Here is a 25,737-nt window from a genome sequence, read left to right as displayed (position 1 = left end):
GGCTTCGCCGGGGCCGGGGCGGCGGGAGCCGGAGCCGGGGCGGCCGGAGCGGGCACGGAGGCCGCGGGAGCGGCAGGCGCGGGCACGGAGGCCGCCGGAGCGGCAGGCGCGGCCTGTGCGGGGCCCGCCTGCGGCGCGGCGGGCGCGCTCGGGGTGGTCGGCGCGGCTACGGCCGGGGCGGCCGGGGTCTCCGACGCTCCGGGCTTGTAGTCGGCGAAGAAGTCCCACCAGGCACGATCGACCGAATTCGGGTCCTGGAGGTACTGCTGGTAGATCTCGTCGACGAGCCACTCGTTGGCACCGAAGGCGGCTGCGGGGCTCACGCCCTGCCCGTCTTGGTCTGCCGGGGAGCTCGGGGTACTGGGGGACTGAGACGACACGGCGGCAACCGCCCTCTTCCGCTTCGCAAGGTGATGGACAGCGGAAATAAAGGCTACGCCTCCCTGGCCGGGAGGTGCAGGCCGGGCGCTCCAACGTCGCGCAAGTCACACTTGACGAGGTGTTTCGGTGCCGTGAATGGCGGGAAACAAGCGGGGTTCCGGTTCTGTGAGGGTACGGAGAACCGTGGCTGCGGCCCTGTTGGCCGCACCCCTGACCGGATCCCACGGGTACCCGTGACGAGCGCTCGTACGAGCAGTCGTACACGTACACGCAGAACGAGAGCTTCCGGTTCGAACCCTACGTCAATGTCGCGGCTGCGGGCTCCCCGGAAGGGTGAGCTGGATCCGGCAGCCACGTGCGGATTCGGCCACTCCGATGCGGCCGCCGTGGAGATCCACCGCCCAGCGGGCGATGGCCAGGCCGAGACCGGTGCCGCCGTCGCTCCCGGGGCCCTGCTGGGCCGGGACCGTGCCGCGGTTGAACCGCTCGAAGACCTTGTGCCGCTCCGACTCCGGGATGCCGGGGCCCTCGTCCTCGACCTCCAGCACCAGCGAGTCGGGAAAGGGCCCGCGCCGCGCCCGCACCGTCACGCGCCCGTGCGGCGGCGAGTGCTTCACGGCGTTGTCGATCAGGTTCGCCATCACCTGGTGCAGCCGCTCGGCGTCCGCGTGCGCGGTCAGCTCGGGCGGCGACACGTCCAGGTGCAGATGGACGTCCGTGCGGTTGTGCAGGCCCGACGTGGAGGACAGGCCGCGCTGGGAGGCCGCGAGATTGGCCTCGCGCAGCACGCCGGACAGATACGGCCAGACCTCGAAGCGGCGTGCCTTGAGCGTGACGACACCGTTGTCGAGCCGTGACAGGTCGAGCAGGGTCTCCACGAGCCGGCCCAGCCGCTCGGTCTGCTTCAGGGCCGTCCGCATGGTCTCCGGATCGGCGTCGGAGACGCCGTCCACCACGTTCTCCAGAACGGCGCGGAGCGCGGCGATGGGCGTGCGCAGCTCGTGCGAGACGTTGGCGACCAGCTCCTTGCGGTGCCGGTCGACCGCCTCCAGGTCGTCCGCCATGCGGTTGATCGTCGAGGCGAGGTCGCCCAGCTCGTCACGGCGGTCCGCGCCGCGCACGCGCCGGCTGAAGTCGCCGCGTGAGATCGACCCGGCCACGTGGTTCATCTCGTCCAGCGGCGCGGTCAGGGACTGCGCCACGAACTGGGTGATCAGCAGGGTCGCGATCATCGCGAAGATCGTGATGTAGCGGAACTCCGTGGAGGTGCGGATGGCCACCAGCGCGAGCCCCGAGGTGAGCAGGACCGCCCCGACGACCAGAGCGCCCAGCTTGGTCTTGATCGAGATGACGATCCGGCGCCTGCCGCGGCGCTCGGGGTGCGGCCCCCGGCGGCTCACGGCGCCGGGGTCTCCAGCGCGTACCCCACCCCGTGCACCGTACGGATCCGCTCGGCCCCGATCTTCCGGCGCAGGGCCTTGATGTGGCTGTCCACGGTCCGGGTGCCGGAGGCGTCCGCCCAGTCCCACACCTCGGCGAGCAGCTGCTCACGGGAGAGCACCGCGCGCGGGGTGTTCGCCAGGCAGACCAGCAGGTCGAACTCGGTGGGCGTCAGGTGCACGTCCTCGGCCCTGACCCGGACCCGGCGCTGCGCGTGGTCGATCTCCAGCTCGCCGAGCCGCAGGATCCCGCTGCGCGGCGTGACCGCCGCGAGCGCCGCCCGCTCCACCCGGCGCAGCAGCACGTGCACCCGGGCGGCCAGCTCGCGCATCGAGAACGGCTTCGTCATGTAGTCGTCGGCGCCGACGCCGAGGCCGACCAGCATGTCCGTCTCGTCGTCCCGCGCGGTGAGCATCAGGACCGGGACGGGGCGCTGGGCCTGCACCCGGCGGCACACCTCCAGGCCGTCGAAGCCCGGCAGCATCACGTCGAGCACCATCAGGTCCGGCTGCCACGCCTCGGCGGCGTCCACGGCGGCCGGGCCGTCGGTCGCGGTCTGGACGAGGAAGCCCTCGGCCCGCAGCCGCGCGGAGATCGCCTCCACGATGGTGGCGTCGTCCTCGACGACCAGCACGCGGCGTTGGGCTCCCGGAGTCGTCGCCGCACCCTGGTTCGTGGTGTGTGTCTGCTCCATTGCCCCGCCTCGCGTCGCCGATGTCGGTGCAGCAGCCTAGAGGCACCGGCGGCGTCAAGGCTACGCAGGTGATCAGGCGGGTCGGACGGCGAGGTGGACCACGTCCGGGACGCCCCGGGCAACGGGGACCTCTTCGGTCCGTACCCCGCTGAATCCGGCATTCCGCAACGAGTCTTCGAAATCGGCGGACGGCCGCGCCGACCACACCGCGAGGATTCCGCCCGCGGCGAGCCGCGCCGCGCAGGCGGCCAAACCCTCGGCGGAGTAAAGGGATTCGTTGTCCTCGGTGACCGTCCAGTCCGGCCCGTTGTCGATGTCGAGGCAGAGGGCGTCGTAGTGGTCGGAGGTGGTGCGCAGGTACTCCACCAGGTCCGTGTGCAGGATCACGGTGCGCGGATCGGCGAGCGCCCGGCCCGAGAGCGCCGCGAGCGGCCCCTGCCGGTGCCAGTCGATGATCGCCTCCTCACGCTCGGCGACCGCGATCCGGCCCCAGCGCGGGTCGGCGGCGGCGTGCGCGAGCGAGAAGCCGACGCCGAGGCCGCCGATGAGGACGGCGGCGCCCGGCCGCCGTTCCTCGGGCAGCGCGTCCATCGCCGCGTCGACGAGCAGCCGTTCCGAACGTCCGTCGGAGGTGTCCATCAGGAAGGTGCCGTTGGCGATGATCTCGTAGTGGGTGCGGTCGTCCGCGTCCCGGCGGCGCAGGACGACTTCTCCGTACGGGCCCTGGCGGCGGTCGAGGGTGACGGGGACGGTCATGGTCGTTCACTCCGTGGCTCGATGCGTACGTGTCTGTCCCGGCCATCCTCGGAAACGCGGGAGGCCGGGACAAACGCTTATCGAGTCCTACGGGCGCGGGGCCTCGTGGGTCACGTAGTGCTCGATCCGGTTGAGCGTGCGACGGGCGTCCACGGGCGTGCCGTAGGTGCGGTCCCAGGTCACGGGCGCGACCGTGACGTGGCCCCGGTCGAGCAGCCAGGTCGAGTCGGCGTCCTCGCGGCCCTCGGCGCACTCGCCCGCACCGCTGCCGTCGAGCGGGCACAGGCCGAGCGCGATGTCGAAGGAGGTGCTGTCGCCGGACCCGTCCGCGCCCCGCTGCTCGAAGGCGTGGTAGACCACCGCGCCGTCGCCGACCCGCGTCCACACCGGGGCCTTGGCGCGCTGCCCGGCGCTGACGTCCGGGTAGTCGACCTTCAGCGCGAAGGCGGAGGTCAGCAGGCCGCGCCCGCGGAGGCCGGCCACGAAGCGGGCGCCGAACTCGGCGTGGGCGCGGTAGTTCACGCGCGGGAAGGACGTGTTGCTCGCGTCGCCCGAGGAGGAGAAGGCGACGGCGGGCACGCCCTGGTCGATCGCGGCGACGGCGGCGCCGACGGTGCCGGAGTCGTTGACGCTGGCCGAGACGTTCGGGCCGGAGTTGATGCCGGTGAGGACCAGGTCGGGCGCCCCGTCCCAGCCGACCTTCGCTCTCAGGCCGCCGCGCAGGGCGAGCTTGACGGTGTCGGCGGGCGTGGCACTCGGGGTGTCCTTGCCGCAGGGGCCCGCGGAGAGACAGACACCGAAGACCGCGCCGCCGGAGGGCGCGCCGGAGCAGTCGTCCGCGTACCCGGCGGGCAGTCCGGCGCCGGAGCGGCGCTGGACGGTGACGACCCCGCCGTTGGTGACGGCGGTGCCCTTGCCCGACTGGACCTGCCAGGGCGCCATCACGACGACGTCGGCGCCGGCGGCGCACATCGCGCGGCGCAGCTCGTAGAGGCCGAGGCCGTCGGAGTTGCTCGCCTTGGCGGCCTGCATCGAGTCGTCGTTGGAGAGGAGGACGCGCAGGCCGGCCAGGGGCTTGGCGGTCGTGGCAGGGGAAGTGTCAGTTGCCGTGGTCGGCGTCGTGGTCGCGAGCGGGGGAGTGGTCGCGTAGGCGGTGGCGCCGACGCCGGTGAGTACCGCGGCCGCCGTGGTGAGGGCGAGATACGTGCGCATGACGGGTCCCTTCAGGTGCATGACAGGTGTGGTGCCGGGCCGGGCCGGGCCGGACCGGGTACGGATGCGCTGCGGGTGCCGGGTGCCGGGTGCCGGGTGCCGGGTGCCGGGGGGCGGGCTGGCCGGGGCCGGGGCCGGAGCGGGCGCGGGCCCGCCGGTCCGCGGCTCAGAGCGTGAGGCCGTGGCCGTACGGGAAGACCGGGTCCTCGGTGTCGTTCGGGACGTCCGGGCGGGCCGCCTCCACCGCCGCCATCGAGCGCGGAAGCTCGAAGGGGAGGCGGCCCTCCGGCTTCGCCCGGCCGAAGACGACGTCGAGCAGCGCCGCGTCGCTCGCCCCGTAGTCGGCGAGGAGCGCCGCCGCGCGCTCGGCGATCTCCGGGAGGACCGCGGCGCGCTCCAGGTTGACGCAGACCACGGTGGGGACGGCCCGGAGGAGCGTGAGGACGCGCGCGAGTTCCTCCGGGGCGAAGGCCAGGCTGCCCGAGTGGAAGAAGGACTCGAAGCGGTTCGGGCGCTCCTCGTGCGGCGTGCGGAGGCGAAGGAGGGCGAGGTCGGCCTCGGACGGGTTCGCCACGACCTCGCCGTACGCCGCCGCGGCGTCCGGGTCCACGTTCTCCACGTACAGCCTCGGGCGGCCGGAGAGCGGCAGCGGGCCCGCGGTGAGCACGGTCAGCGAGCGGCGCTGGGCAGCGGCGCCCGCGGCGGTGAAGTCCGCGCGGCCGACCGTCTCCGCGGCCTCGTCGGTGAGGGGGAGCAGCGAGCCGTCGGTCTCGGTGACCGGGGTGCCGTCCGGGTTCATCGTCAGCATGGAGTGGAAGAGCTGTCCGGCCTTCTCCTCCAGGGTCATGCGCGAGAGGAGGTCGTCGACCCGCTCGGGGGCGGGGCGGGCGGGGTCCTGGTACGGGTGCATCGGGGGCTGCCTCACGTGTGCGGAGGCCGGGGGTCGGCCGCGGCGCCCACAGGCTAAGCGCGAAAACCGAGTAGGTACTAGGTTTGTGAAATGTGACCTGGGTCACGGGGCGGAGGGTCCGGATCGAGGCGGGGCTAGGGTGGCCCCATGCCGGAGAAGAACGTTCCCGCGGCCCGTAAAACCGCAGGCAGGGGCAGCTATGCCGTCGGTGACGCGCGCCGCCGGAAGATCCTCGACACCGCCGTCGAGCACTTCGGGCAGTGGGGCTTCCACGCCTCCTCGCTCGCCCGGATCGCCCATGACTGCGGGATCACCCAGGGCGGTCTGCTGCACCACTTCCGCAGCAAGGAGGACCTGCTCCTGTCGGTCCTCGCGCAGAGCGAGCAGCACGACGTCGAGCGGCTCTTCAGCACCGAGCCGGAGTCCTACGCCGCGTACCTGGACACGCTCGTCGCGCTGATCGAGGACAACACCCGCCGGCCCGGCATCGTCCGGATGTTCAACGTGCTCGTCGGCGAGTCCGGCAACGTCGGCCACCCTGCGCACGAGTACTTCAAGGAGCGCTACGCGAGGGTCCTCCGGCACACCGTCGACCTCCTGGAGACCGCGGTGAGGCGCGGTGAACTGCGCACCGGCATCGACTGCCTCGCCGTGGCCCAGGAGCAGCTCGCCGTCATGGACGGGCTCCAGATCCAGTGGGCACTGGCCCCGGACTCGATGGACATGCCGGGGCGCGTGCGGACCTTCCTGCGGCGCCAGTACGAGGAGATCACGGCGCCGTCGGCGGGTGGCCCTCCGGGAGCGCCTTGAAGACCCGCTCCAGGGCCGGTGGCCGGTCCTCGCCGTCGCGGGTGACGACGAGCCGGTAGGCGTACGTGACGTAGTACTCGAAGCCGTCCGGCGCGGGCGCACCGGTGGGGCGGTCCGGGACCCTGGCGTACGCAGGGTCCTCCAGAGCCGCGCGCAACTCGGCCACCTGGGCCTTCGTCATCCGGCCCGACGTGGGCTCCCCGGTGCCCTTGCGGAGCTCGTACGAGCCGTCGTAGCGGACGACCAGCTTGTTGCGGACACCGGCGAAGCCGCCGTTCACGACGACCTCGACCAGCACCTCCTGGGGTGCCGGACGGTCCGCCCTGGCCGGCGCGGACGCGGTGGCCGACGGGCTCGGGGCAGCCGGCACGCTCAGGCCGCCCGAGTCGTCGGGAGGCGCCGCGGGGGACCGGGCGCAGCCCGCCAGGGCGACGACCGCGGCGAGCACCGCCGCCGCCCCGTACCGCTTCGCGTACTCCATGGACCGAGCATGCCCGCTCACCCGGCGTTCGCGCAGCCGGAACGGCTCAACCGGTGCGGACGACCCCGGTGAGCGGGCCGCGGTAGTACCAGTCGAGGGAGTCGTAGAGCGCCATTCCGTCGGTGGTGGCCGACAGGACTCCGGTCTCCGCGCCCGCCTGCGCGGCCGCCGCCTCCAGGGTGCGCATCACGTTGGCGCCGAGGCCGCGGCGGCGGTGGGCCGGGTCGGTCTCGATCTGGTCGGCGACGGCGGTCGGCCCGGTCGGCGCGATCTGGCCGCGGGCGGCCAGGGTCCCGTCGGGCGCGAGGATCCGCACCCGGATCACCCCCTCGCCGGTCTCCGTGGTGCGCGCGTACCCCTCGGGCGGTGCGGGCCGGACCGACGGGTCGAGCCGCTTGGTCATCATGAAGCCGGGGTCGTCGGGGATCGTCCAGCCCTCGGTGATCCAGGGCGCCACGTCCTCGGGTGCCGCCATCACCTTCAGCCAGGCGCCGGGCTCGGTGACGGCGGCGCACAGTTTGCCCACGGACACCTCGTCCGGGTGCGGCAGCACGTGCCGGAAGACGTGCCCGGGCAGTCCCACGTCGATGCGGTAGCCCCACGGCTCGACGACGGCGGGCGGCGTGCCCCGGGACACGGTCCAGCCGCGCACCCAGGCCGAGGTAATGGCTGAGATATCCATGGAGGCATTACATCTGCTGTTCACGGCCTGCGGATAGCCGATCGCTCAGAGCGAACACGGCTCGGGGAACATTCCGCGGCGCAGGTGCATTGAGTCCACAGAGCTCAACTTGACTGCCGAAGGGGAGATCATGGCTTCTGAGTCCATGGCGTCCGCGCCGCTCACTCTGCCTGTGCTGCCGCTCGACGACGAGGTCGTGCTGCCTGGAATGGTGGTGCCGCTGGACCTGTCCGACGCGGACGTACGGGCCGCGGTCGAGGCCGCGCAGGCCGCCGCGCGCAGCGGGGCCGGCAAGCCGCGCGTGCTGCTCGTGCCGCGGGTGGACGGCACCTACGCCGGGACCGGTGTGCTCGGCACCGTCGAGCAGGTCGGCCGGCTGTCCGACGGAGACCCCGGCGCGCTGATCCGCGGCCGCGGCCGCGTCCGCATCGGCGCCGGGACGACCGGCCCCGGCGCGGCCCTGTGGGTCGAGGGCACCGTCGTCGAGGAGACCCTGCCCGACCCGCTGCCCGGCGCCGTGACCGAACTGGTCAAGGAGTACAAGGCCTTGGCCACCAGCTGGCTGAAGAAGCGGGGCGCCTGGCAGGTCGTCGACCGCGTCCAGCAGATCGACGGCGTCGGCGCCCTCGCCGACAACTCCGGCTACTCGCCCTTCCTGACCCTGGACCAGAAGGTCGAGCTCCTGGAGACCGCCGACCCGGTCGCCCGCCTCAAGCTCGCCACCGCGCAGCTGCGGGAGCACCTGGCCGAGCAGGACGTCGCCGAGACCATCGCGAAGGACGTCCAGGAGGGCGTCGACAAGCAGCAGCGTGAGTTCCTGCTCCGGCGTCAGCTGGAGGCCGTCCGCAAGGAGTTGCGCGAGCTCAACGGCGAGAGCGAGGGCGACGAGTCCGACGACTACCGGGCCCGCGTCGAGGCCGCCGACCTGCCCGAGAAGGTCCGCGAGGCGGCCCTCAAGGAGGTCGAGAAGCTGGAGCGGTCCAGCGACCAGTCGCCCGAGGGGTCGTGGATCCGCACCTGGCTCGACACGGTGCTGGAGCTTCCCTGGAACGAGCGGACCGAGGACGCGTACGACATCCAGGGCGCGAAGGCGGTCCTGGACGCCGAGCACGCGGGCCTGGAGGACGTGAAGGAGCGCATCACCGAGTTCCTGGCGGTGCGCAAGCGGCGCGCCGAGCGCGGGCTGGGCGTCGTGGGCGGCCGACGCGGCGGCGCCGTCCTCGCGCTGGTCGGCCCGCCCGGCGTCGGCAAGACCTCGCTCGGCGAGTCCGTCGCCCACGCGATGGGCCGGAAGTTCGTCCGGGTCGCCCTCGGCGGCGTCCGTGACGAGGCCGAGATCCGCGGCCACCGGCGTACGTACGTGGGCGCGCTGCCCGGCCGTGTCGTCCGCGCGATCAAGGAGGCCGGGTCGATGAACCCGGTGGTCCTGCTCGACGAGATCGACAAGGTCGGCTCCGACTACCGGGGCGACCCGGCGGCGGCGCTCCTGGAGGTCCTGGACCCGGCGCAGAACCACACCTTCCGCGACCACTACCTGGAGGTCGAACTCGACCTGAGCGACGTGGTGTTCCTCGCCACGGCGAACGTCCTGGAGGCCATCCCCGAGGCCCTGCTCGACCGCATGGAGCTGGTCCGCCTCGACGGCTACACCGAGGACGAGAAGGTCGTCATCGCCCGTGACCACCTGCTGCCCCGGCAGCTGGAGCGGGCCGGCCTGGAGAAGGACGAGGTCGTCCTGGAGGAGGCGGCGCTGCGGAAGCTGGCCGGCGAGTACACCCGGGAGGCGGGCGTCCGCACCCTGGAGCGCTCGATCGCCCGGCTGCTGCGGAAGGTGGCCGCCCAGCACGAACTGGGCGAGCGGGAGCTCCCGTTCGCCATCGGCGCGGACGACCTGCGCGGGCTCATCGGCCGTCCGCACCACGTGCCCGAGTCCGCCCAGGACCCGGCGGAGCGCCGCACCGCGGTGCCCGGCGTGGCCACCGGGCTCGCGGTGACCGGAGCCGGCGGCGACGTGCTCTTCGTCGAGGCCTCGCTGGCCGACCCGGAGACGGGTGCGGCGGGGCTGACGCTCACCGGCCAGCTGGGCGACGTGATGAAGGAGTCCGCGCAGATCGCGCTCTCCTTCCTCCGCTCGCACGGCGCGGAGCTGGAGCTGCCCGTCACCGGTCTCAAGGACCGCGGCGTGCACATCCACTTCCCGGCGGGCGCGGTCCCGAAGGACGGTCCGAGCGCGGGCATCACGATGACCACGGCTCTGGCCTCGCTGCTCTCCGGCCGGCTGGTCCGCACGGACGTCGCGATGACCGGCGAGGTCTCCCTGACCGGCCGGGTCCTGCCGATCGGCGGCCTGAAGCAGAAGCTCCTCGCGGCTCACCGCGCGGGCATCACGACGGTCGTGATCCCCAAGCGGAACGAGGCGGACCTGGACGACGTGCCGGCCGAGATCCTGGAGAAGCTGGACGTCCACCCGGTCACGGACGTCCGCCAGGTCCTGGAGCTCGCCCTCGCCCCGGCGGAGGTCGCGGTGAGCGCGGCAGCCTGACGCACCCTCGGCGCGGCGGTGGGGCGCCCTTGGTGCGGTGGGGCGCCCTCCGAGCGGCGGCGGCCCGTCCGCGGTGCTGCGGTGGGGCGGGCGCCCTTGGTGTGGTGGTGTGCCCGCCCTCCGAGCGGGGGCGGGCCGTCCGCGGTGCGGGTGTGGGCCGTCCGCGGTGCGGGTGTGGGCCGTCCGCGGTGCGGGTGTGGGGCGCCCTTCCTTTGGGAGGGCGCCCCACCGCCCTGACTCAGGCCGGGAGGGTTCGGCGCACGGCGTCGGCGACCACCGAGGCCAGGCCCGGGTCGCCGTCGTGGGCGGCGCGCTGGAGGTCGGCCCCGGTGCCCCGGGCGAGCAGCTGCGCGACGCCGCGCTCCGCCAGGTCCCGGTCGCCCGCGGCGTCCAGGGCGGGGCCGACATGGTCGAGCAGGGCCTCCAGGACCTCCGCCGCCCCGGCCGGCTGCCAGGTCAGCGGGTGCAGCAGCTCGTCCCCGAGGCCGTGCCGGCTGGCCCGCCACGCGGCCAGGCGCAGGACGGCGGTCGGCACCGGGTCGGCGTCCAGGCCGGCCCGCCAGGCCCTGGCCTCGGTCTCCACCAGGGCGCGGACGAGGACGGCGAGGAGCACACCGTCCTCGACGTGCTGGCACACGTCACCGACCCGGACCTCCACCGTCGGATAGCGCCGGGACAGCCGGGCGTCGAAGTAGACCATGTGGTCGTCGACGAGCACCTCGCTCGCCAGCATCGCCCGGGTGGTCTCCTCGTACGCCTCGACGTCGCCGTACAGCTCGCTCGGCCCGGCCATCGGCCAGCGCGACCACAGCTGGTGGCGCCAGCTCGCGTAGCCGGTGTCCCGGCCCTGCCAATAGGGCGAGTTGGCGCTGAGCGCGAGAAGCGGCGCCAGCCAGGGCCGGATCCGGTCGAGCACGCCGACGCCCTCCGCGGCCGAGGTGAGGTGGACGTGGACGTGGCAGGCGCAGGTGAGTTTGTCGTCGACGAGCCGGGCGAACCGGTCCTCGATGCGCCGGTACCGGTCGGCCGGGTTGAGCAGCGGGTCGAAACGCACCGGCGCGGTCGCGAGGGCCGCCACCGCGGCACCGGCCTCCTTCGCGGCGGCCGCGGCCGCGAGCCTGGCCTGCCGCAGCTGCTCGTCGAGCTCGGCCGAGGTGACGCAGGGCCGGGTGCCGATCTCCAGCATCTCGCAGAACAGCTCGGACTTCGCCGGCTCGGCCCGGTCGGAGCGCCGCAGCACGTCGGCGTGCCAGCCGGCGATCTCGGTGACGGTGCCGGAGAGCGGCTGCGGGACGCCGGTCTCGGGGTCGACGAGGAGCAGTTCCTCCTCGACCCCGAACGTGCGCAGCCCTTCTCCACGGTGGTAGGTCCACGGCTGCTCATGGCGCATGGAGGGCACTCCTTCACGGGCGGGGGCGGGCGGGGGTGCGCGGGACGGCCGTTCGAAAGAGCTATCCCCAAGCGTGTCCACGAGCGCGCCCGCTCTCACCCGTCCGCGCCGACATGGCGCGAAATGCCGCCCGGGGAGCTACCCGGGCGGCCACCTGAGGGGCGCCCGGTGCGGACGCCCCTGCGTGAGCCGGATGCGGTGTCAGTTCTCGCCGCGCCGCCGGGTCAGGAGGAGGCCGCCCGCGCCGAAGACGGCCAGGGCCCCGGCGCCCGCGAGGGCGAGCGGGAGCGGCGAGGAGGGGGCCTCGGCGGTGCCGGCGGACAGGGCCGGGGCCTGCTCGTCGCCGCCGTGGCCCGCGTGGCTGACCGTCGACAGGGACGCGCCCGCCGCGATCTTCGCCTCCGTCGGGGCCTGCGCCTTGACGGCCGTGGCGCCGCCGAAGGTGACGTCCGAGCAGCTGTAGAAGGCCTCGGGGCTGTCGTTGCGCTGCCAGACCATGTAGACGATGTGGCGGCCGGTGCGGGCCGGGAGGTTGCCGGTGAAGGCGTAGTAGCCGTCGGTCGCGGTGCGGGTGGTGGTGTGGACGGCGACCGGCGTGCTGTCGAGGTCGGACCACTTGAGCGGCTGGGTCGGGTCGAAGCCCGGCCTGGTGAGGTACATCGTCATGGTGCCGGAGTGCGGGGCGGTCACCCGGACCTTGAACCCGAAGGCGCCGGGGCTGACCGCGGTGGCCGGCCAGTCGGTGCGGGCCCAGTCCAGGGCGCGGTACTTCTCCCGGTTGGCCGAGCACAGCCTGCCGTCGGGGATGAGGGCCTGGTGGTTGCCGTCGGCGTTGGCGATGTTGACCTCGTTCCAGTCGTAGAGCGGCTGGGTGCCGGAGTCGGCGACGAGGTCCTTGCACACCTGGGAGTCGGGGGACTCCGGCCCCTCCGCGTAGCAGGCCGCGATCCGGCTGACCGGGTTGAACACGGCGCCGTGGGCCTGGGCGGCGGTCGGGGTGAGGGAGACGAGGGCGGCGGCGCCGGCGGCGGTCAGCGCGGTCGCGGCGGCGGCGCGGCGGGTCCGGGAGGTCGTGATGCGGGGCATGCGGGCAGCTCTCTCTCGTGCGTGGGGGAGGACGGGACGAGCAACAGGCCTGCGGCGCACGGCAGTTGCGGCTGAGGTGCGCCGCCCCGAGGGTCGCATTGGTCCATACCAATGAGCAAGGGGTGCGACGAAGAAGGCGGGCTCCCCGGAGTGCCGCCGCACCCCGGGGAGCCCGCCGCCCCACGTGTTCGTCCGTCGTGCGCCCGTCAGCCGTTCGCGAGCGCCTGGACGCGGGAGAGGTCCCCGTTGAAGTGGTTGTGGTCGCCGACCGTCGGGCCGGACGAGGTGTACTGCCACATCGTGTAGTAGCCCCAGCCGGCCGGGAGCTCGCCGACCTCGGAGGCGTAGCGGGCGATCCAGAGCGGGTGGTTGGTGGCGAAGCCCCCGTAGTTGCCGGTGCACTGCTTCCACCAGCTGGTCGCCGTGTAGATCACCGGGTAGCGGCCGGTCCGGTACTTGTACCGGTTGACGAAGTCCCAGATCCAGCTGACCATCCCGGACTGGGTCTTGCCGTAGCAGGTCGCCCCGTACGGGTTCCACTCGATGTCGAGCGCGCCGGGCAGCGTCTTGCCGTCCCGGGACCAGCCGCCGCCGTTGTTCACGAAGTAGTCGGCCTGCGCCGCGCCGGTCGTCGTGTCGGGCGTGGCGAAGTGGTACGAGCCGCGGATCATGCCCACGTTGTACGAGCCGTTGTACTGCTGCGCGAAGTAGGTGTTCTTGTAGTAGGTGCCTTCCGTCGCCTTGACGTAGGCCCACCTGACCCCGCTGTTCCACAGCGTCGACCAGGCGACGTTCCCCTGGTGGCTGGAGACGTCGACGCCCTCGGTCTGGACGGCCTGGACCGAGATGCCGCCCGGCTGCGCGCCCTGGCCGTCGTGGGCGATCACGCCCATGCCCATGTAGGCGGAGCCGCGGGCGGGTACCTGCCGGGTGCCGGGGTCCTCGGCGGCGCTTGCGGTGCCGGAGAGGGCGACGGGGAGGAGGAGGGCCAGGGCCGCGAGGGCGGCGCCGGCGAGGGACGTTCCGGATCTGTGCACACGCATTGCGTGCCTCCGAAAGGCTCGGTGGGGGAACCATGGCGGACAGGTCCTGGTGTGGACATGTCAGGCGGTGTCGCCGGTGATGACGCTACGCACGTAGACCCGTCCGGCGGAAGGGGGCCTGGGGGCTGCCGTTGGTCTACGCCTGCGAAATACTGAAGGAGCTGCGGCGATGGCCGCGGCCCGAAAGAAACTTTCAGCGAGCGGAAAGCGCGCGAGGGGTGCTGACGTGCACGGAAGCGGTACGGGGAGTGAATCCGGACCCAAGGGCGGGAGTGGTGTGGACCAGGAATTCCTCGCCCTGGAGCGGGAACTGGCGGTCTTCCTGCGCCGCGCCCGCGCCCAGTCCGGCGAGATGGCCCGCGAGGTCCATCCCGAACTGGAGCCCGCCGCCTACGGACTCTTCGTACGGCTCGACGAGGCCGGACCCCAGCGCGCCACCGACCTCGCCGGCTGGTTCGGCGTCGGCAAGGCCACGATGAGCCGCCAGCTGCGCGCTCTGGAGGACCTCGGCCTGGTCGCCCGCGATCCCGACCCCGCCGACGGCCGCGCCTCACTGGTCCGGCTCACCGAGGAGGGCCAGGGCCGCTTCCGGCACGTACGGGACGCCCGCCGCGAGCGGTACGTGCGCAAGCTCGCCGACTGGGACCGCGCGGAGGTCGCGGAACTGGCCCGGCTGCTGCACCACTTCAACGTACGGTCGGCGGAGGGCTGACCGGCCGGCCCGTCCCGGTGTCTCAGAGGACCGCATAGACCGCCGACGCGTCGTCGTGGAGCTTCCAGCGGCGCGGCACGCCCGCCCGGGCGTCCGCCGTTTCCAGGGCGCGCACCCGCCGGAGCAGGCCGTCCGGGCCCTCCTTGCCCAGGACCGCGAACAGGTCCGCCCAGTCGCCCTCGCGGAACAGCTCCACCCAGCGGGTCGCCCCGTCCGACAGCGCCGCGACCGCCCGGACCTCCGCCCTCGGGGTCGTACCCGTCACCGCGCGGGCCGCGACGGACGGATCGGCGGCGGCCGTGAAGAAGCCGCCCTCCTGGTTGCGCAGCCGGTCCGTAGCCTCCCGGGAGCGCAGGACCTCGGCCGGCACGTGGTCGAGCCGGTCGTCGAGGACCGCCCGTACCGTGCCGTCCGGGCCCTGGAGGAGCAGGGCCGCGTCGGACAGCACGAGGTGCTCCACCACGGTCGCGCCCCAGCGGGCCATGGCCACCGTCGCCTGCGGCGTGCGCACGTGAGAAAGGTCACAGGTGTCCCGGTGGACGTCCGCGGTGCGCCGGATTGCCAGCGACAGGATCCCGGGCAGGGTCAGATCGCCTCGCGAAGCGGACAGTTCGGTCAAAGCGCCCCCGAGCCGGGCGGTGAACCAGGGCACCCCGTGCACACAACCGTCGCCGCCCGGCGGAGGCGTCACCCCGTCCAGGACCACGACCACACCACCCACCCCCGAGGCGGGCAGAACTGCGGCCACCCAGTCCTCATTGGGCCGTTCGGGACTGCCGGGCAGGGACGCCGCTTCCGTACGCATGATCCACAGTCTGCCCCGCGGACGGCCCGTCTGCATGAGTCCTTCACGGCGCGTCCAGACGTCCCGATATGGCCTGTACCAAAGGGTTCTGACGGCCCCGGACGGCCGGAAGTGCCGCCTCCGGGAAGCTGCGGGCGCGCATCCTGCCAAAGCCCGCCCGGAAGATCCAACCGACGGTAAGCCCGGCGCCCCGGCGCTCACGGAGGAGAGTTGTTCCTCAACTACGGAGTGTTGTTCACTCGTTCGGGTGGCGGAGCGGCCGATGCGAGTCCCCTGACCAGAACCGCTGAAATGGTCGGAAGACACACCAGGGGTGGGGGCTCTTACATGTGACCGGTCGTCACCTCTGCTTCATGGGCGGACGAGTGAAGAATGCGAGCACCGGTGCAGAAGAAGCGGCCTCGGAGCAACAACGGCGCGCGGAGCCAGACCCCCGGTGACCCGCAGAACCCCGGGCTGCCCGCGGAGCCTTCGGCACCCGAGCCCGTGACCTCCGGCGGCCGCGCCAAGCGGGTCCGCGGCCGGCTCGTCGCCGGAGTCGCCCTGGTCGGCGTCACCGTGCTCGCCGCCGGCGCGCCCATGGTCCTCACCGCCTCCGCCGACCTCGACGAGTCCGTCAACCTGGTCGCCCTCGCCGAACTCGACCGCCAGGCCGTCACCCTCGCCCACTCGCTCTCCGACGAGCGCGACGAGGTCGTCGCCTACATCGCCGCGGGCCGCGACGAGCAGGGCGAGAGCGGCGCCGCCAAGGACAAGCGCCGGATCACCGACGCCCGCTCCGCGCGCGTCGACCGCCAGATCGACGAGATCCGCCCCGCCGCCCCCGAGGAGCTGCGCCGCGAGCTCGCCGGCGTGCCCTCCATCCGGCGCACCGCGCTCACCGGCAAGGGCAGCGCCCTGGAGGCCCACAAGGCCTACACCGACGTCATCACCAAGCTCCAGGCCCTCGCCGACCAGCTCGCCGAACACACCCCGGCCCGCGCCGCCGAGGCCGTACGGGCCCCCGCCGCCCTCGGCCGCGCCACCGAGCAGGCCTCCGCCGAACGCGGCCTGCTGCTCGCCGCGCTCGCCGTCCCGCGCCCCGAGTCGAGCGGCACCACCCACTACGACCCGGTCACCGGCACCTACGTCACCGACCGGCCCGAGGGCGCGGAGGAGGCCGACCGCGCCCGCAACGCGCTCAGCGCCGCCGCCCAGCAGGCCCGGGTCCGCGAGCTCGCCGCCCTCGCCGACTTCGACCAGGCCGCCGGAACCGAGGCGCGCGACTCCCTCGCCGCCACCGTCGCCGGCCCCGACGTGAAGAGCGCCGAGCGCCACCTGGCCCGGCTCACCGACCGGCCGGAGCTCTCCGAGTCCGAGCTCGACACCGACCAGGCCAAGCTGGACGCCGCGCTCTCCTCCCGCATCGAGCAGATGCGCGGCGTGGAGTCCTCGCTCGCCGCGCAGCGGGTCGAGCGGCTCTCCGCGCTCCGCGACGACGACGTCACCGCGCTCGAGATCCGCGTCGCCTTCCTCGGCGGCTGCCTGCTCGTCGCCGTCGGCATCGCCACCTACGTCGCCCGCAGCATGACCCGGCCGCTCGCCGTGGTCCGCATCGGCGCCGCCCGGCTCGCCGCCTCCCCCGAGCCGCAGCACGAGCAGCCGATCCGCTTCACCGGACGCAACGACGAGTTCGCCCAGGTCGTACGGTCCCTCAACACCCTCCAGGGCAAGCTGGCCGCGCTCGCCGCCCAGGTCGAGCGGCTCGACGGCGAACGCGCCGACCTGGCCGGCGCCCGTGAGGCCCTCGCCGCCGAGCTCGCCGCCCAGCGCGCCGAGCTCCAGGGGCAGAACGCCCTGCTCACCGCCGAGCTCGAGCGCCTGCGCGGCACCGTCCACCACACCTTCGTCAACCTCTCGCTGCGCAGCCTCGGCCTGGTCGAGCGCCAGCTCGGCGTCATCGAGAAGCTGGAGGAGCGCGAGCAGGACCCGGACCGGCTCGCCACCCTCTTCAAGCTGGACCACATGGCGACCGTGATGCGCCGCCACAGCGAGAACCTGCTGGTCCTGGCCGGCCACGAGCACCACCACGGCCACCCGGGCCCGGTGCCGCTGGTGGACGTGCTGCGCGCCGCCGTCAGCGAGATCGAGCGCTACGAGCGGGTCAGCATCCAGTCGCTGCCGCCGCACGCCCAGGTCGCCGGCTTCGCCGCGGACGACCTCAGCCACCTGATCGCCGAACTCCTGGAGAACGCGACCTCGTTCTCGCCGCCCGACACCCAGGTCCAGCTCTCCGGCTGGCTCCTGGAGTCCGGCGAGGTGATGCTCTCCGTGCAGGACGGCGGCATCGGCATCGCCGCGGCCCGCCTCGCCGAGCTCAACGCCCGGCTCGCCGACCCGGCGCCCACCGGCGCGGACGGCGAGGGACTCGGCATCCGGGTCACCGCGCTGCTCGCCGCGCGCCACGGCGTACGGGTGGAGCTGCGCGAGGACACCCAGGGCGGCACGACGGCCGTCGTGGTCCTGCCGCTGGCGCTGCTGCCCTCGGCCCCGCCGGCCAGCGTGCCGCCGACCGTGACGCTCGCGGCCCCGGGCGTCCAGGTGCCCGTCCTCACCCTTCCCGGCTCGGTCGCCGAGGCCAACTCCAACACGCTGCCCTCCCGCCACCGCGACCCGCTGGTCGAGGCGGCGGAGCGCGCGATCGCCGAGGCGGAGGCCGGTACCGGCGCCGAGGCGGAGCCGGCACCGACGGCGCAGGCGAGGCCGGAACCCGAGCCGGCGTACGAGGACCGGCCCGCGCCGGAGTCGGCGCGGCAGCAGGGCGAGCAGGTCGCGCGGGGCGAGCAGTTCGCACAGGGCGCGCCTGCCGAGCCCGGCGCGCACGCCGGGCAGAACGAGCATGCGGCGCAGTCCGAGGCGGCGGAGCCCGAGCAGGCCGAGTCCGTGCTCGGCGCGTCCGTGGCCGAGACCACGCTTCAGGTGCGGCTGCCCGATCCGCCGGCCGAGCCCGACGCCCACGAGCGGGCCGGCGAGGAGCCGCTCGCCGAGACCCCTGCGGCCGGGGCGCCGCAGCCCCGGCTTCAGCCCCGGACCGAGCCGGAGCCCGAGCCCGGGCCGCAGGCCGGGCAGTGGGAGCGGGTCACCGACAAGGGACTTCCCAAGCGGACGCCGCGGACGGTGCGCCAGGCCCGGACCCCCGCCGCACCGATACGCCGCGGCGGCGTGGACGCCGAGGCGCTGCGCAGGCGGCTCGGCGGCTTCCAGCGAGGAGCCGAGAACGGCCGCCGCGACGTGGCCGCCGAGATCCGCGCCGCTGAGACAGCACGGCCCGACACGAACACGGAGAACACGGGGGACACCGTCGAGGAGGCACGCAGTTGACTGCGACCGGAACATTCGGACTGAGCAGCGAGGCCCGCAACCTGCAGTGGCTGCTGGGGAACCTGGTCGAGGAGGTGCCGGGGGTCCGCTCCGTCGCCGTGGTGTCCTCGGACGGACTGCTCCTGCTCTCGTCGGACCCGGACGCCCAGACCGGGGCGCCCACGGCCGACCGTACGGACGGCCCCCGGGGCTCCAGCGCCGACCTCGCCACCATCGTCTCGGGCATCGGCAGCCTCACCGTGGGCGCCGCCCGGCTCATGGACGGCGGCGGCGTCAAGCAGACCATGGTGGCGATGGAGGAGGGCAGCGTCTTCGTCATGTCGATCAGCGACGGCTCGCTGCTCGGCGTGCACGCCACGCCCGACTGCGACATGAGCGTCATCGCGTACCACATGGCGCTGTTCGTGGGCCGGGCCGGGCACGTCCTCACCCCCGAGCTGCGCAGCGAACTGGCCAAGTCCGCCCGGTCCGTGGAGAGCGACCGGTGACCGCCGCCGTCCACGCCCACCGGCTGCCCATACGCGGGGAGGGGCGCCGCCCCTCCCGCGTCCGTCCCTACTCGCTCACCGGCGGCCGCACCCGCTTCGGCCACGTGCTCCTGGTGGAGACCTTCGTGGCCGCGCTGGAGGCGGCGCCCGAGCGAAGGGCCCTCACCGACGGAGGCCCCGCGGCGCGCGGCCTGATGCCGGAGATGCGGGCCATCGTCGAGGTCTGCCGCCGGATGCGCACGGTCGCGGAGATCTCGGCGCTCCTGACGATGCCGTTGGGGGTCGTCCGGGTGCTGCTCAGCGACCTGGCCGACCAGGGAAAGATCCGTGTGTACGGGACCGGTCACGGCACCGGCCAGCCCGACCGCGCGCTCCTCGAAAGGGTGCTGAGTGGACTCCGCCGTCTCTGACGCGACCTCGGTCGCCGAACCGCCGGCGGTCGCCGGCATCCCCGCCCAGCCCACGGCCGAGACCGCGGTGCCCGACACCGAGGAGGGCGCCCAGGACTGGCAGCTGGACCACTCGCGCGCCCCGATAGCGACCAAGGTCGTCGTCGCGGGCGGCTTCGGCGTCGGCAAGACGACCTTCGTCCGCGCGGTCTCCGAGATCACCCCGCTCCAGACCGAGGCGCTGATGACCTCGGCGAGCGAGGGCACCGACGACCTCACCGCCACGCCCGACAAGCTGACCACGACCGTCGCGATGGACTTCGGCCGGATCACGCTCGACGACGACCTGGTGCTCTACGTCTTCGGCACGCCCGGACAGCAGCGCTTCTGGTTCATGTGGGACGACCTCGTGCGCGGCGCGATCGGCGCGATCGTCATGGCCGACACGCGCCGGCTCACCGACTGCTTCCCGGCGCTCGACTACTTCGAGAGCTGCGGACTGCCGTACATCGTGGCCGTCAACCACTTCGAGGGCACCGAGCGCTTCGAGACGGAGGACGTACGGGACGCCCTGACCGTGCCCCCGCACGTGCCGATCCTGATCATGGACGCCCGCAAGCGGTACAGCGTGGTCGAGACGCTGCTCGCGATGGTCGAGCACGCCCTCGAAGCCACCCCCGAATAGCTCCTCCCCGAGCACACCCGAGCACATCCCCGAGCACACCCCCAAGGTCGCCCATGCGGAAGATACTCATAGTCGGCGCCGGTCAGTCCGGTCTCCAGCTCGCCCTCGGACTGCAGTCGAAGGGCTACGAAGTCACCCTGATGTCCAACCGCACGGCGGACGAGATCCGCGCCGGGCGGGTGATGTCCACGCAGTGCATGTTCGACACCGCGCTCCAGCACGAGCGTGACCTCGGCCTCAACTTCTGGGAGTCCCAGGCCCCGAGGATCGAGGGCCTCGGCGTCTCGGTCGCCGGCCCGGAGTCGGCCCGCGTGATCGACTGGGTCGGCCGGCTCGACGGCTACGCGCAGTCCGTCGACCAGCGGGTGAAGATGGCCGGCTGGATGGAGACCTTCGCCCAGCGCGGTGGCCAGCTGGTCATCCACGGCGCGGCCGTCGGCGACCTGGACTACTTCTCCCGCGGCTACGACCTCGTCCTGGTCGCGGCCGGCAAGGGCGAGCTGGTCTCCATGTTCGGCCGCGACGCCGCGCGTTCCCCGTACGACGAGCCGCAGCGCGCCCTGGCCGTGGCGTACGTCCACGGTCTCGGCCCGCGGCCGGAGCACCCGGAGTTCGACGCGGTGCGGTGCAACGTGGTGCCGGGCGTCGGCGAGCTCTTCGTCATGCCGACCCTCACCACCTCGGGCCGCGCCGACATCCTCTTCTGGGAGGGAATTCCGGGCGGACCGCTCGACGTCTTCAAGGGCGTCAAGGACCCGGCCGACCACCTGGCGCTCACCCTGGAGCTGATGGAGAAGTTCACGCCCTGGGAGTACGCGCGCGCCACCAAGGTCGAGCTGACCGACGCGGGCGCGACCCTGGCCGGCCGCTACGCCCCGACCGTCCGCAACCCCATCGGCCGCCTGCCCGGCGGCGGCCTGGTCCTCGGCGTCGCCGACGTGGTCGTGGCCAACGACCCGATCACCGGCCAGGGCTCCAACTCGGCGTCCAAGTGCGCGGCCGCGTACCTCGCGTCGATCGTCGAGCACGGCGACCGCCCCTTCGACGAGGACTGGATGCGGGCCACCTTCGACCGTTACTGGCAGACCGCCCGGCACGTCACCAAGTGGACCAACGCGATGCTCGCGCCGCCGCCGGAGCACGTCCTGAACCTGCTCGGCGCGGCCGGGCAGCTCCAGCCGGTCGCCGACCGGTTCGCGAACGGCTTCAACGACCCCGCGGACTTCGAGGACTTCTTCTTCGAGCCCGAGAAGACCGCCGCCTACCTGGCCTCGGTGTCCGCCGGCTGAGTCCCGTCCCCGGCCTGGGTCCCGTCCTCGGGCCGGGTCCCGCCGAAGCCCTCGTCCGCGCCGTCCGTGGCTCCCGCCGGGAGTTCGGGCGGCGCGTACGTCTTCAGGGCGCTGCCGTCCGGGTCCGGGCGGACGGCGCCGAGGAGCGGGTTGGCGGCGATCGGGGAGACCTTGACGCGGGCGCCGGGCCGGGGGGCGTGGACGACGAGCCCGTCGCCGAGGTAGAGGGCGACGTGGGTGGCCTCGGCGAAGTAGACGACCAGGTCGCCGGGGCGGAGCCGGTCCAGGGGCACGCGGGGGAGCACCGCCCACTGTTCCTCGCTGGTGCGCGGGATCTCGCGGCCGGCCGCCGCCCAGGCCTGCTGGGTGAGGCCGGAGCAGTCGTACGTGTCGGGGCCCTCCGCGCCCCACTCGTACGGCTTGCCGATCTGCCGCACCGCGAAGCGCAGCGCCTCGGCGCCGGCCCCGGAGGGCGTGCGGGGGCCGTCGAGGACGCCGGAGCCGAGGAGCTGGTTCTGGGCGCCGGCGGTCTGGGCCTTCTCCAGGGAGGCGAGGCGGGCGAGCTGGTCGGTGGTGAGCGAGGCGAGCAGCCGCTCGACCTCGCGGAGTCTCGTCCGGACCGCGTCCTTCTGCTTCTGCCGGCCGGCCAGCAGGGCCTTGCGGCGGTCGAGGGCCTTGCGGGAGGCCGTGGCGAGGGCGTCCGCCTTCTTCTCGGCGGCCTGGAGGCGGGTGACGACGCCGGCCCGTTCGCGGGCCGCGCGGGCGAGCAGATGCTCCTGGTCGAGGGCACGCCGGGGATCGGGCGCGAGCAGCAGTCCGAGGTACGGGGAGAGTTCGGAGCGCCCCTGGTACTGCTGCCGGGCCAGCCGCCCGGCCTCGTCGCGGCCGCGCGCGAGGGCGCGCCGGGCGGCGGTCAGCTCGGCGTCCGTCCTGCGGGTGTCGGCGGTCTGCTTCTTCAGCGCCTCGTCGGCGGCGTTGTAGGCCTCGGCGGCCCGCTCGGTCTCCTGGTAGAGGGTGCGGAGCCGGGTGAGCAGTCCGGAGACGGAGTCGGTGGGATCGCCGGGCGCCGCCGCTGCCGGGCCCGCGGCGAGGGTCGTCGCCATGGCGAGCACTCCCGTCAGGACTCCCGTCAGCCTCCCCGCCTTCGAGCCCGTTTTCCGCCCCGCCTTCCGCCCCGCCTTCGTCCCCGTGCGGACCGTGCGCAGCCGTCGTCCCGGCACGTCACCACCTCCACCGGGGATGATGACGGCAGGAATACTCCGATTAACGGATGATCCGGCGGGTGTTCGGCGCGCTCACTCCTTCGGAGCAGCCGGCTTCGACCACGGCCACCGGATCTCCCGGCGTTCCCGCCCGTCCGGCGCGTACACGTACACCCAGCCGCGCTGCAGCCCGAGCCGCTTGGTGTAGCCGGCCGGCTCGCGGCGGTAGGCGTACAGCATCGGGGGCCGCCCGTCGTGCGCCGGGACCGGCACCTCGTACCACTTCGGAGGATGACCGGTCGGGCCGACCAGGACGGGCAGCACCCGGCCGTCGAGGGGGCCGCCGCGGAAAGGGGTGTTCTCGCTCTTCACCCCACCAGTGTCCCCTCCGGTGGTCCCGGGGGAGTCCCGCGGGACCCAGCGGAGGCTCGCGGCAGGTGCGCGGCCTTGCTCACCACCGGGATGACGTTCCTGGCCAGCGTGCCGACCGGACCCGCCGCCCGCCCCTGGGCCAGGAGCCGGGCCACCACCTCGGCGGTCTCCGGATCGCCCGCCGCCGTGACCGTGAGCAGCGCCACCAGATGGTCGACCAGCCAGTCCCGCAGTTCGCCGGCCGGCGGCCGCTTGCCCTCGTCCACCCAGATCAGCGAGGCGGCCTCCACCGCCGCGATCCAGGTCCGCACCATCATCGACAGGCGCGGTCCGGGCCCGGTCACGCCCAGGTGGAACAGGATCTGCTCGGCCGCGGCCCGGCGCACCTCGTCGACGATCGCCGAGGTGCGCGAGGTCCCGGCGACGCTGCCGCCGCGCAGCAGGGCGGCGAACCCGGCGTCGTGCTGGTCGACGAAGGCCAGGTAGCGGTCGAGGACCCGGGCGAGGCGCTCGGTGGGCGGCCCCTCGGGCGGTTCCGCGAAGCAGTGCTCGAGCGCGTCCGCCGAGGAGCGCAGGGCCGCCTCGTACAGCTGCTGCTTCCCGCCCGGGAAGTAGCGGTAGACGAGCGGGCGCGAGACGCCCGCGGCCTCGGCGACGTCGTCGAGCGACACGTCCTCCGGCGGCCGGTGCGCGAACAGCGTCTGGGCCGCGTCGAGCAGCTGGAGCCGCCGCTCCTCGACGCTGAGCCGGCGGTACGCGGGCGTGGCGGCACTGGTCATGCCGGCAGCGTAACGCCGGGGTCGGGTCCTCAGGCCAGCAATCCGGACGACTTCCACAGCCTGCGGCCCGCACCCCGCAGCACCCCGATGTCGTCCAGGAAGTCCGTGAGCCGCCTGGCGCCGGACTGCATCACCTCGCGGCGGTGGCCGCTCGCCCGCACCTGGGCGACGGCCTCGCGGCGGTCCAGGCCCACGTTGTCGTAGACGGCGGGGTTGACGAAGCAGGTGGAGAAGACCCGGGCGGCCTCGCCGCAGCTGAGGCGGGTGAACTCCTGCTCCCAGCGCGGCGCGGTGATCATCTGGCGGCGCAGCTCCTCCCGCGCGTAACGGACGTGCCGTGCCTCCTCCACCACGTGGATCCGCGTGACGCCGCGCACCAGCGGCTGCACGCGCTCGTCCGGGAAGGTCAGCCGCTGCATCCAGTCGAGGATCTCCTCGCCGAGCAGGGTCGCCGCGAAGGAGCCCGGCGTGGTGGAGACGGTCTTCAGGACACGGCCCAGGTTGTGGTAGATCCGCGGCACCGGGTACTCGGGCGCGCCGCCGCGCCGGATCAGCCTGGCGAACATCATCGAGTGCCGGCACTCGTCGGCGATCTCGGTGAGCGCGTAGCGCACATGGCTGCTGGTGAGCGACTTGTCGTAGATGTGGCGGACCAGGAGCTGCATCAGGATGATCTCGAACCAGATCCCCAGCGAGGCCAGCGAGGCGGCCTCGTGGCGGGACAGGTCGATCCGCTGCTCCTCGGACATCCGCCGCCACAGCGGGGTGTCGTAGAGCGAGACCAGCTCCGGCGGCCAGAACCACTTGCCGTCCTCGAAGGGCGCGTCCCAGTCGAGGTCGGTCTCGGGGTCGAAGGAATGCCTGAGGGAGGACTCCAGGAGCCGCTCGGCGACCTGCTCGCGGTCGCGCAACGGGCCGAGGGCGTCCCGCAGAAGGGTGAAGTCGGGCTCGATGAGACTCGCCATGACACGTATGAGACTCCTCGTCAGTAACGTCGTCAATCCCTCGCGCACGACTTGTTGACTGTGCGTCTACCAACGTGTGAGCCTGCTGGAAACGTCGGAAGGAGTCGTCAGTGTCGACGCACGACCTCTACGCCCAGGCCCCGCAGGAGCCCGTCTGGCACGTACCGGCGAACGGCGCCGCGAGGCTCACCTGGGAATACGACGACGGCCGCGACCGTCTCCTCGCCCTCTACCAGAAGGGCAAGGACAAGCAGTGGGACGGCGCCACCCGCATCGACTGGGACCTGGAGGTCGACCCGTACGACCCGCTGGGCACCCCCGACGAGGCCATGTCCCTCTACGGCACCCGCCACTGGGCCGCACTCACCGACAAGGACAAGGGCGACCTGCGCCGGCACTACACCTCCTGGCAGTTCAGCCAGTTCCTGCACGGCGAGCAGGGCGCGATGGTCTGCGCCGCCCGGATCGTCGAGTCCGTGCCCGACCTGGACGCCAAGTTCTACTCGGCGACCCAGGTCATGGACGAGGCCCGGCACGCGGAGATCTACGGCCGCTTCCTGCACGAGAAGATCGGGCTGCTCTACCCGGTCAACGACAACCTGCAGAGCCTCCTCGGCGACACCCTGCGCGACTCCCGCTGGGACATGCCCTACCTCGGCATGCAGGTGCTCATCGAGGGCCTCGCCCTCGCCGCCTTCGGCATGATCCGGGACACCACGAACAAGCCGCTGCCCAAGCAGATCCTCGCGTACGTGATGCAGGACGAGGCCCGGCACGTGGCCTTCGGCCGCATGGCGCTGCGCGACTACTACAAACAGCTCACGGACGCCGAACTGCGCGAGCGCGAGGAGTTCGTCATCGAGGGCTGCTACCTGATGCGCGACCGGCTGCGCGGGGTGGAGGTCCTGGAGAACTTCGGCATCGCCAAGCGGGAGGCGGAGGAGCTCAGCGAACAGAGCGAGTTCCTGCACCTGTTCCGCAAGCTGCTGTTCAGCCGGATCGTGCCGTGCGTCAAGGACATCGGCCTGTGGGGCGAGCGCCTGCAGAAGGCCTATCTCGACATGGGCGTCTTCGACCTGGGCGACTCCAGCCTCGACCTGCTGATGACCCAGGACGAGGAGATCGCGGAGGCGCTGGACCGGGAGCGCTTCGCGGCGGAGGAGGCGGAGCGCGTGGCGGAGGTCGCGGAGGCCGTGGCGGAGGGCGAGGCCTCGTAGGACCGGGAAAGGGGTGAGCCCCCGGCGCCGTGTGGCGCCGGGGGCTC

24 protein-coding genes and 1 pseudogene are annotated in these 25,737 nt (G+C 73.3%); 9 read left to right on the top strand and 16 right to left on the bottom strand.

Annotated features, from left to right (window positions below; all coding sequences use genetic code 11):
* The 6 genes and pseudogenes from kgd to ACFVGS_RS13900 all read right to left on the bottom strand — a co-directional run.
* Window positions 1–380, bottom strand: a pseudogene (kgd, locus tag ACFVGS_RS13925) (multifunctional oxoglutarate decarboxylase/oxoglutarate dehydrogenase thiamine pyrophosphate-binding subunit/dihydrolipoyllysine-residue succinyltransferase subunit); the annotation flags it as partial.
* Window positions 381–683: 303 nt separating this feature from the next.
* On the bottom strand, window positions 684–1,781 hold the full coding sequence (locus ACFVGS_RS13920; RefSeq protein WP_384422372.1) for an ATP-binding protein: 1,098 nt from the start codon (window positions 1,779–1,781) through the stop codon (window positions 684–686).
* Window positions 1,778–2,515, bottom strand: coding sequence for a response regulator transcription factor (locus ACFVGS_RS13915; protein ID WP_128978112.1), 738 nt, complete (start codon window positions 2,513–2,515; stop codon window positions 1,778–1,780). Before ACFVGS_RS13915 ends, ACFVGS_RS13920 begins: the two co-directional genes overlap by 4 nt.
* 72 nt (window positions 2,516–2,587) lie before the next feature.
* Window positions 2,588–3,271: a spermidine synthase gene (locus ACFVGS_RS13910; RefSeq protein WP_384422370.1), complete on the bottom strand. Its 684-nt coding sequence runs from the start codon at window positions 3,269–3,271 to the stop codon at window positions 2,588–2,590.
* 87 nt (window positions 3,272–3,358) lie between these two features.
* Window positions 3,359–4,483, bottom strand: coding sequence for a 5'/3'-nucleotidase SurE (surE, locus tag ACFVGS_RS13905; RefSeq protein ID WP_385692569.1), 1,125 nt, complete (start codon window positions 4,481–4,483; stop codon window positions 3,359–3,361).
* Between the two features lie 166 nt (window positions 4,484–4,649).
* The gene (locus ACFVGS_RS13900) at window positions 4,650–5,393 is read right to left on the bottom strand and encodes a glycoside hydrolase family 3 C-terminal domain-containing protein (protein ID WP_385692568.1); all 744 of its coding nucleotides are present in this window, start codon (window positions 5,391–5,393) and stop codon (window positions 4,650–4,652) included.
* A gap of 147 nt (window positions 5,394–5,540) precedes the next feature.
* Between ACFVGS_RS13900 and ACFVGS_RS13895 the strand changes: the two genes are divergently transcribed.
* Window positions 5,541–6,203 carry a TetR/AcrR family transcriptional regulator gene (locus tag ACFVGS_RS13895; RefSeq protein WP_384422364.1) on the top strand — a complete coding sequence of 221 codons (663 nt, stop codon included), beginning with the start codon at window positions 5,541–5,543 and terminating at the stop codon, window positions 6,201–6,203.
* Here the strand turns inward: ACFVGS_RS13895 and ACFVGS_RS13890 are convergent.
* Both ACFVGS_RS13890 and ACFVGS_RS13885 read right to left on the bottom strand, forming a co-directional pair.
* On the bottom strand, window positions 6,163–6,684 hold the full coding sequence (locus ACFVGS_RS13890) for a hypothetical protein (RefSeq protein ID WP_384422362.1): 522 nt from the start codon (window positions 6,682–6,684) through the stop codon (window positions 6,163–6,165). The genes ACFVGS_RS13895 and ACFVGS_RS13890 overlap by 41 nt on opposite strands.
* Window positions 6,685–6,730: 46 nt before the next feature.
* Entirely contained in the window at window positions 6,731–7,366 is a 636-nt protein-coding gene (locus ACFVGS_RS13885) for a GNAT family N-acetyltransferase (RefSeq protein WP_384422360.1), read from the bottom strand.
* A 130-nt stretch (window positions 7,367–7,496) separates the two neighbouring features.
* Between ACFVGS_RS13885 and lon the strand changes: the two genes are divergently transcribed.
* Window positions 7,497–9,908, top strand: a complete 2,412-nt coding sequence (gene lon, locus ACFVGS_RS13880) for an endopeptidase La (protein WP_384422358.1) — start codon at window positions 7,497–7,499, stop codon at window positions 9,906–9,908.
* A 238-nt stretch (window positions 9,909–10,146) separates the two neighbouring features.
* Here the strand turns inward: lon and ACFVGS_RS13875 are convergent, their stop codons facing one another.
* The 3 genes from ACFVGS_RS13875 to ACFVGS_RS13865 all read right to left on the bottom strand — a co-directional run bounded on the left by ACFVGS_RS13875 (window position 10,147) and on the right by ACFVGS_RS13865 (window position 13,427).
* On the bottom strand, window positions 10,147–11,298 hold the full coding sequence (locus ACFVGS_RS13875; protein WP_384422356.1) for a glutamate--cysteine ligase: 1,152 nt from the start codon (window positions 11,296–11,298) through the stop codon (window positions 10,147–10,149).
* 201 nt (window positions 11,299–11,499) lie between these two features.
* Complete coding sequence (locus tag ACFVGS_RS13870; protein WP_385692567.1) at window positions 11,500–12,384, bottom strand: lytic polysaccharide monooxygenase; 885 nt, start codon at window positions 12,382–12,384, stop codon at window positions 11,500–11,502.
* A gap of 206 nt (window positions 12,385–12,590) precedes the next feature.
* Window positions 12,591–13,427 carry a lysozyme gene (locus ACFVGS_RS13865; protein WP_384422352.1) on the bottom strand — a complete coding sequence of 279 codons (837 nt, stop codon included), beginning with the start codon at window positions 13,425–13,427 and terminating at the stop codon, window positions 12,591–12,593.
* Between the two features lie 226 nt (window positions 13,428–13,653).
* Here ACFVGS_RS13865 and ACFVGS_RS13860 point away from each other — a divergent pair, with 226 nt between their 5' ends.
* A complete protein-coding gene (locus ACFVGS_RS13860) occupies window positions 13,654–14,139 on the top strand; it encodes a MarR family winged helix-turn-helix transcriptional regulator (RefSeq protein ID WP_384422350.1) in 486 nt (161 codons plus the stop codon).
* Window positions 14,140–14,161: 22 nt separating this feature from the next.
* On the opposite strand, the gene ACFVGS_RS13855 is transcribed toward ACFVGS_RS13860, so the two are convergent.
* Window positions 14,162–14,944 (bottom strand): hypothetical protein, encoded by a 783-nt coding sequence (locus ACFVGS_RS13855; protein ID WP_385692566.1) that lies wholly within the window; start codon window positions 14,942–14,944, stop codon window positions 14,162–14,164.
* Window positions 14,945–15,316: 372 nt separating this feature from the next.
* Between ACFVGS_RS13855 and ACFVGS_RS13850 the strand changes: the two genes are divergently transcribed.
* Genes ACFVGS_RS13850 through ACFVGS_RS13830 form a run of 5 tightly spaced genes read left to right on the top strand, consistent with a single transcriptional unit; the run spans window position 15,317 to window position 21,155 of the window.
* A complete protein-coding gene (locus ACFVGS_RS13850) occupies window positions 15,317–18,304 on the top strand; it encodes a nitrate- and nitrite sensing domain-containing protein (RefSeq protein WP_385692565.1) in 2,988 nt (995 codons plus the stop codon).
* Window positions 18,301–18,792: a roadblock/LC7 domain-containing protein gene (locus ACFVGS_RS13845; RefSeq protein WP_384422345.1), complete on the top strand. Its 492-nt coding sequence runs from the start codon at window positions 18,301–18,303 to the stop codon at window positions 18,790–18,792. Before ACFVGS_RS13850 ends, ACFVGS_RS13845 begins: the two co-directional genes overlap by 4 nt.
* Window positions 18,789–19,202 carry a DUF742 domain-containing protein gene (locus ACFVGS_RS13840; RefSeq protein WP_385692564.1) on the top strand — a complete coding sequence of 138 codons (414 nt, stop codon included), beginning with the start codon at window positions 18,789–18,791 and terminating at the stop codon, window positions 19,200–19,202. The genes ACFVGS_RS13845 and ACFVGS_RS13840 overlap by 4 nt, the downstream gene beginning before the upstream one ends.
* Entirely contained in the window at window positions 19,183–19,866 is a 684-nt protein-coding gene (locus ACFVGS_RS13835; protein WP_384422341.1) for an ATP/GTP-binding protein, read from the top strand. Before ACFVGS_RS13840 ends, ACFVGS_RS13835 begins: the two co-directional genes overlap by 20 nt.
* Before the next feature lie 53 nt (window positions 19,867–19,919).
* Window positions 19,920–21,155, top strand: a complete 1,236-nt coding sequence (locus ACFVGS_RS13830) for a styrene monooxygenase/indole monooxygenase family protein (RefSeq protein ID WP_384422339.1) — start codon at window positions 19,920–19,922, stop codon at window positions 21,153–21,155.
* On the opposite strand, the gene ACFVGS_RS13825 is transcribed toward ACFVGS_RS13830, so the two are convergent.
* The 4 genes from ACFVGS_RS13825 to ACFVGS_RS13810 form a co-directional block, all read right to left on the bottom strand.
* On the bottom strand, window positions 21,128–22,258 hold the full coding sequence (locus tag ACFVGS_RS13825) for an NlpC/P60 family protein (protein ID WP_384422337.1): 1,131 nt from the start codon (window positions 22,256–22,258) through the stop codon (window positions 21,128–21,130). The two genes, ACFVGS_RS13830 and ACFVGS_RS13825, sit on opposite strands and share 28 nt — an antisense overlap.
* A gap of 192 nt (window positions 22,259–22,450) precedes the next feature.
* Window positions 22,451–22,729 carry a hypothetical protein gene (locus tag ACFVGS_RS13820; RefSeq protein WP_384422335.1) on the bottom strand — a complete coding sequence of 93 codons (279 nt, stop codon included), beginning with the start codon at window positions 22,727–22,729 and terminating at the stop codon, window positions 22,451–22,453.
* A complete protein-coding gene (locus tag ACFVGS_RS13815; protein WP_385692563.1) occupies window positions 22,726–23,508 on the bottom strand; it encodes a TetR/AcrR family transcriptional regulator in 783 nt (260 codons plus the stop codon). The genes ACFVGS_RS13820 and ACFVGS_RS13815 overlap by 4 nt, the downstream gene beginning before the upstream one ends.
* 29 nt (window positions 23,509–23,537) lie before the next feature.
* Window positions 23,538–24,473, bottom strand: a complete 936-nt coding sequence (locus tag ACFVGS_RS13810) for a diiron oxygenase (RefSeq protein WP_384422331.1) — start codon at window positions 24,471–24,473, stop codon at window positions 23,538–23,540.
* 110 nt (window positions 24,474–24,583) lie between these two features.
* Here ACFVGS_RS13810 and ACFVGS_RS13805 point away from each other — a divergent pair, with 110 nt between their 5' ends.
* Window positions 24,584–25,690, top strand: coding sequence for a ferritin-like domain-containing protein (locus tag ACFVGS_RS13805; RefSeq protein ID WP_385692562.1), 1,107 nt, complete (start codon window positions 24,584–24,586; stop codon window positions 25,688–25,690).
* Window positions 25,691–25,737: the final 47 nt, after the last annotated feature.

The organism is Streptomyces sp. NPDC127114 (assembly GCF_042677525.1).
Taxonomy (GTDB): Bacteria; Actinomycetota; Actinomycetes; order Streptomycetales; family Streptomycetaceae; genus Streptomyces.
This window is presented reverse-complemented; position numbering and strand designations above follow the sequence as displayed.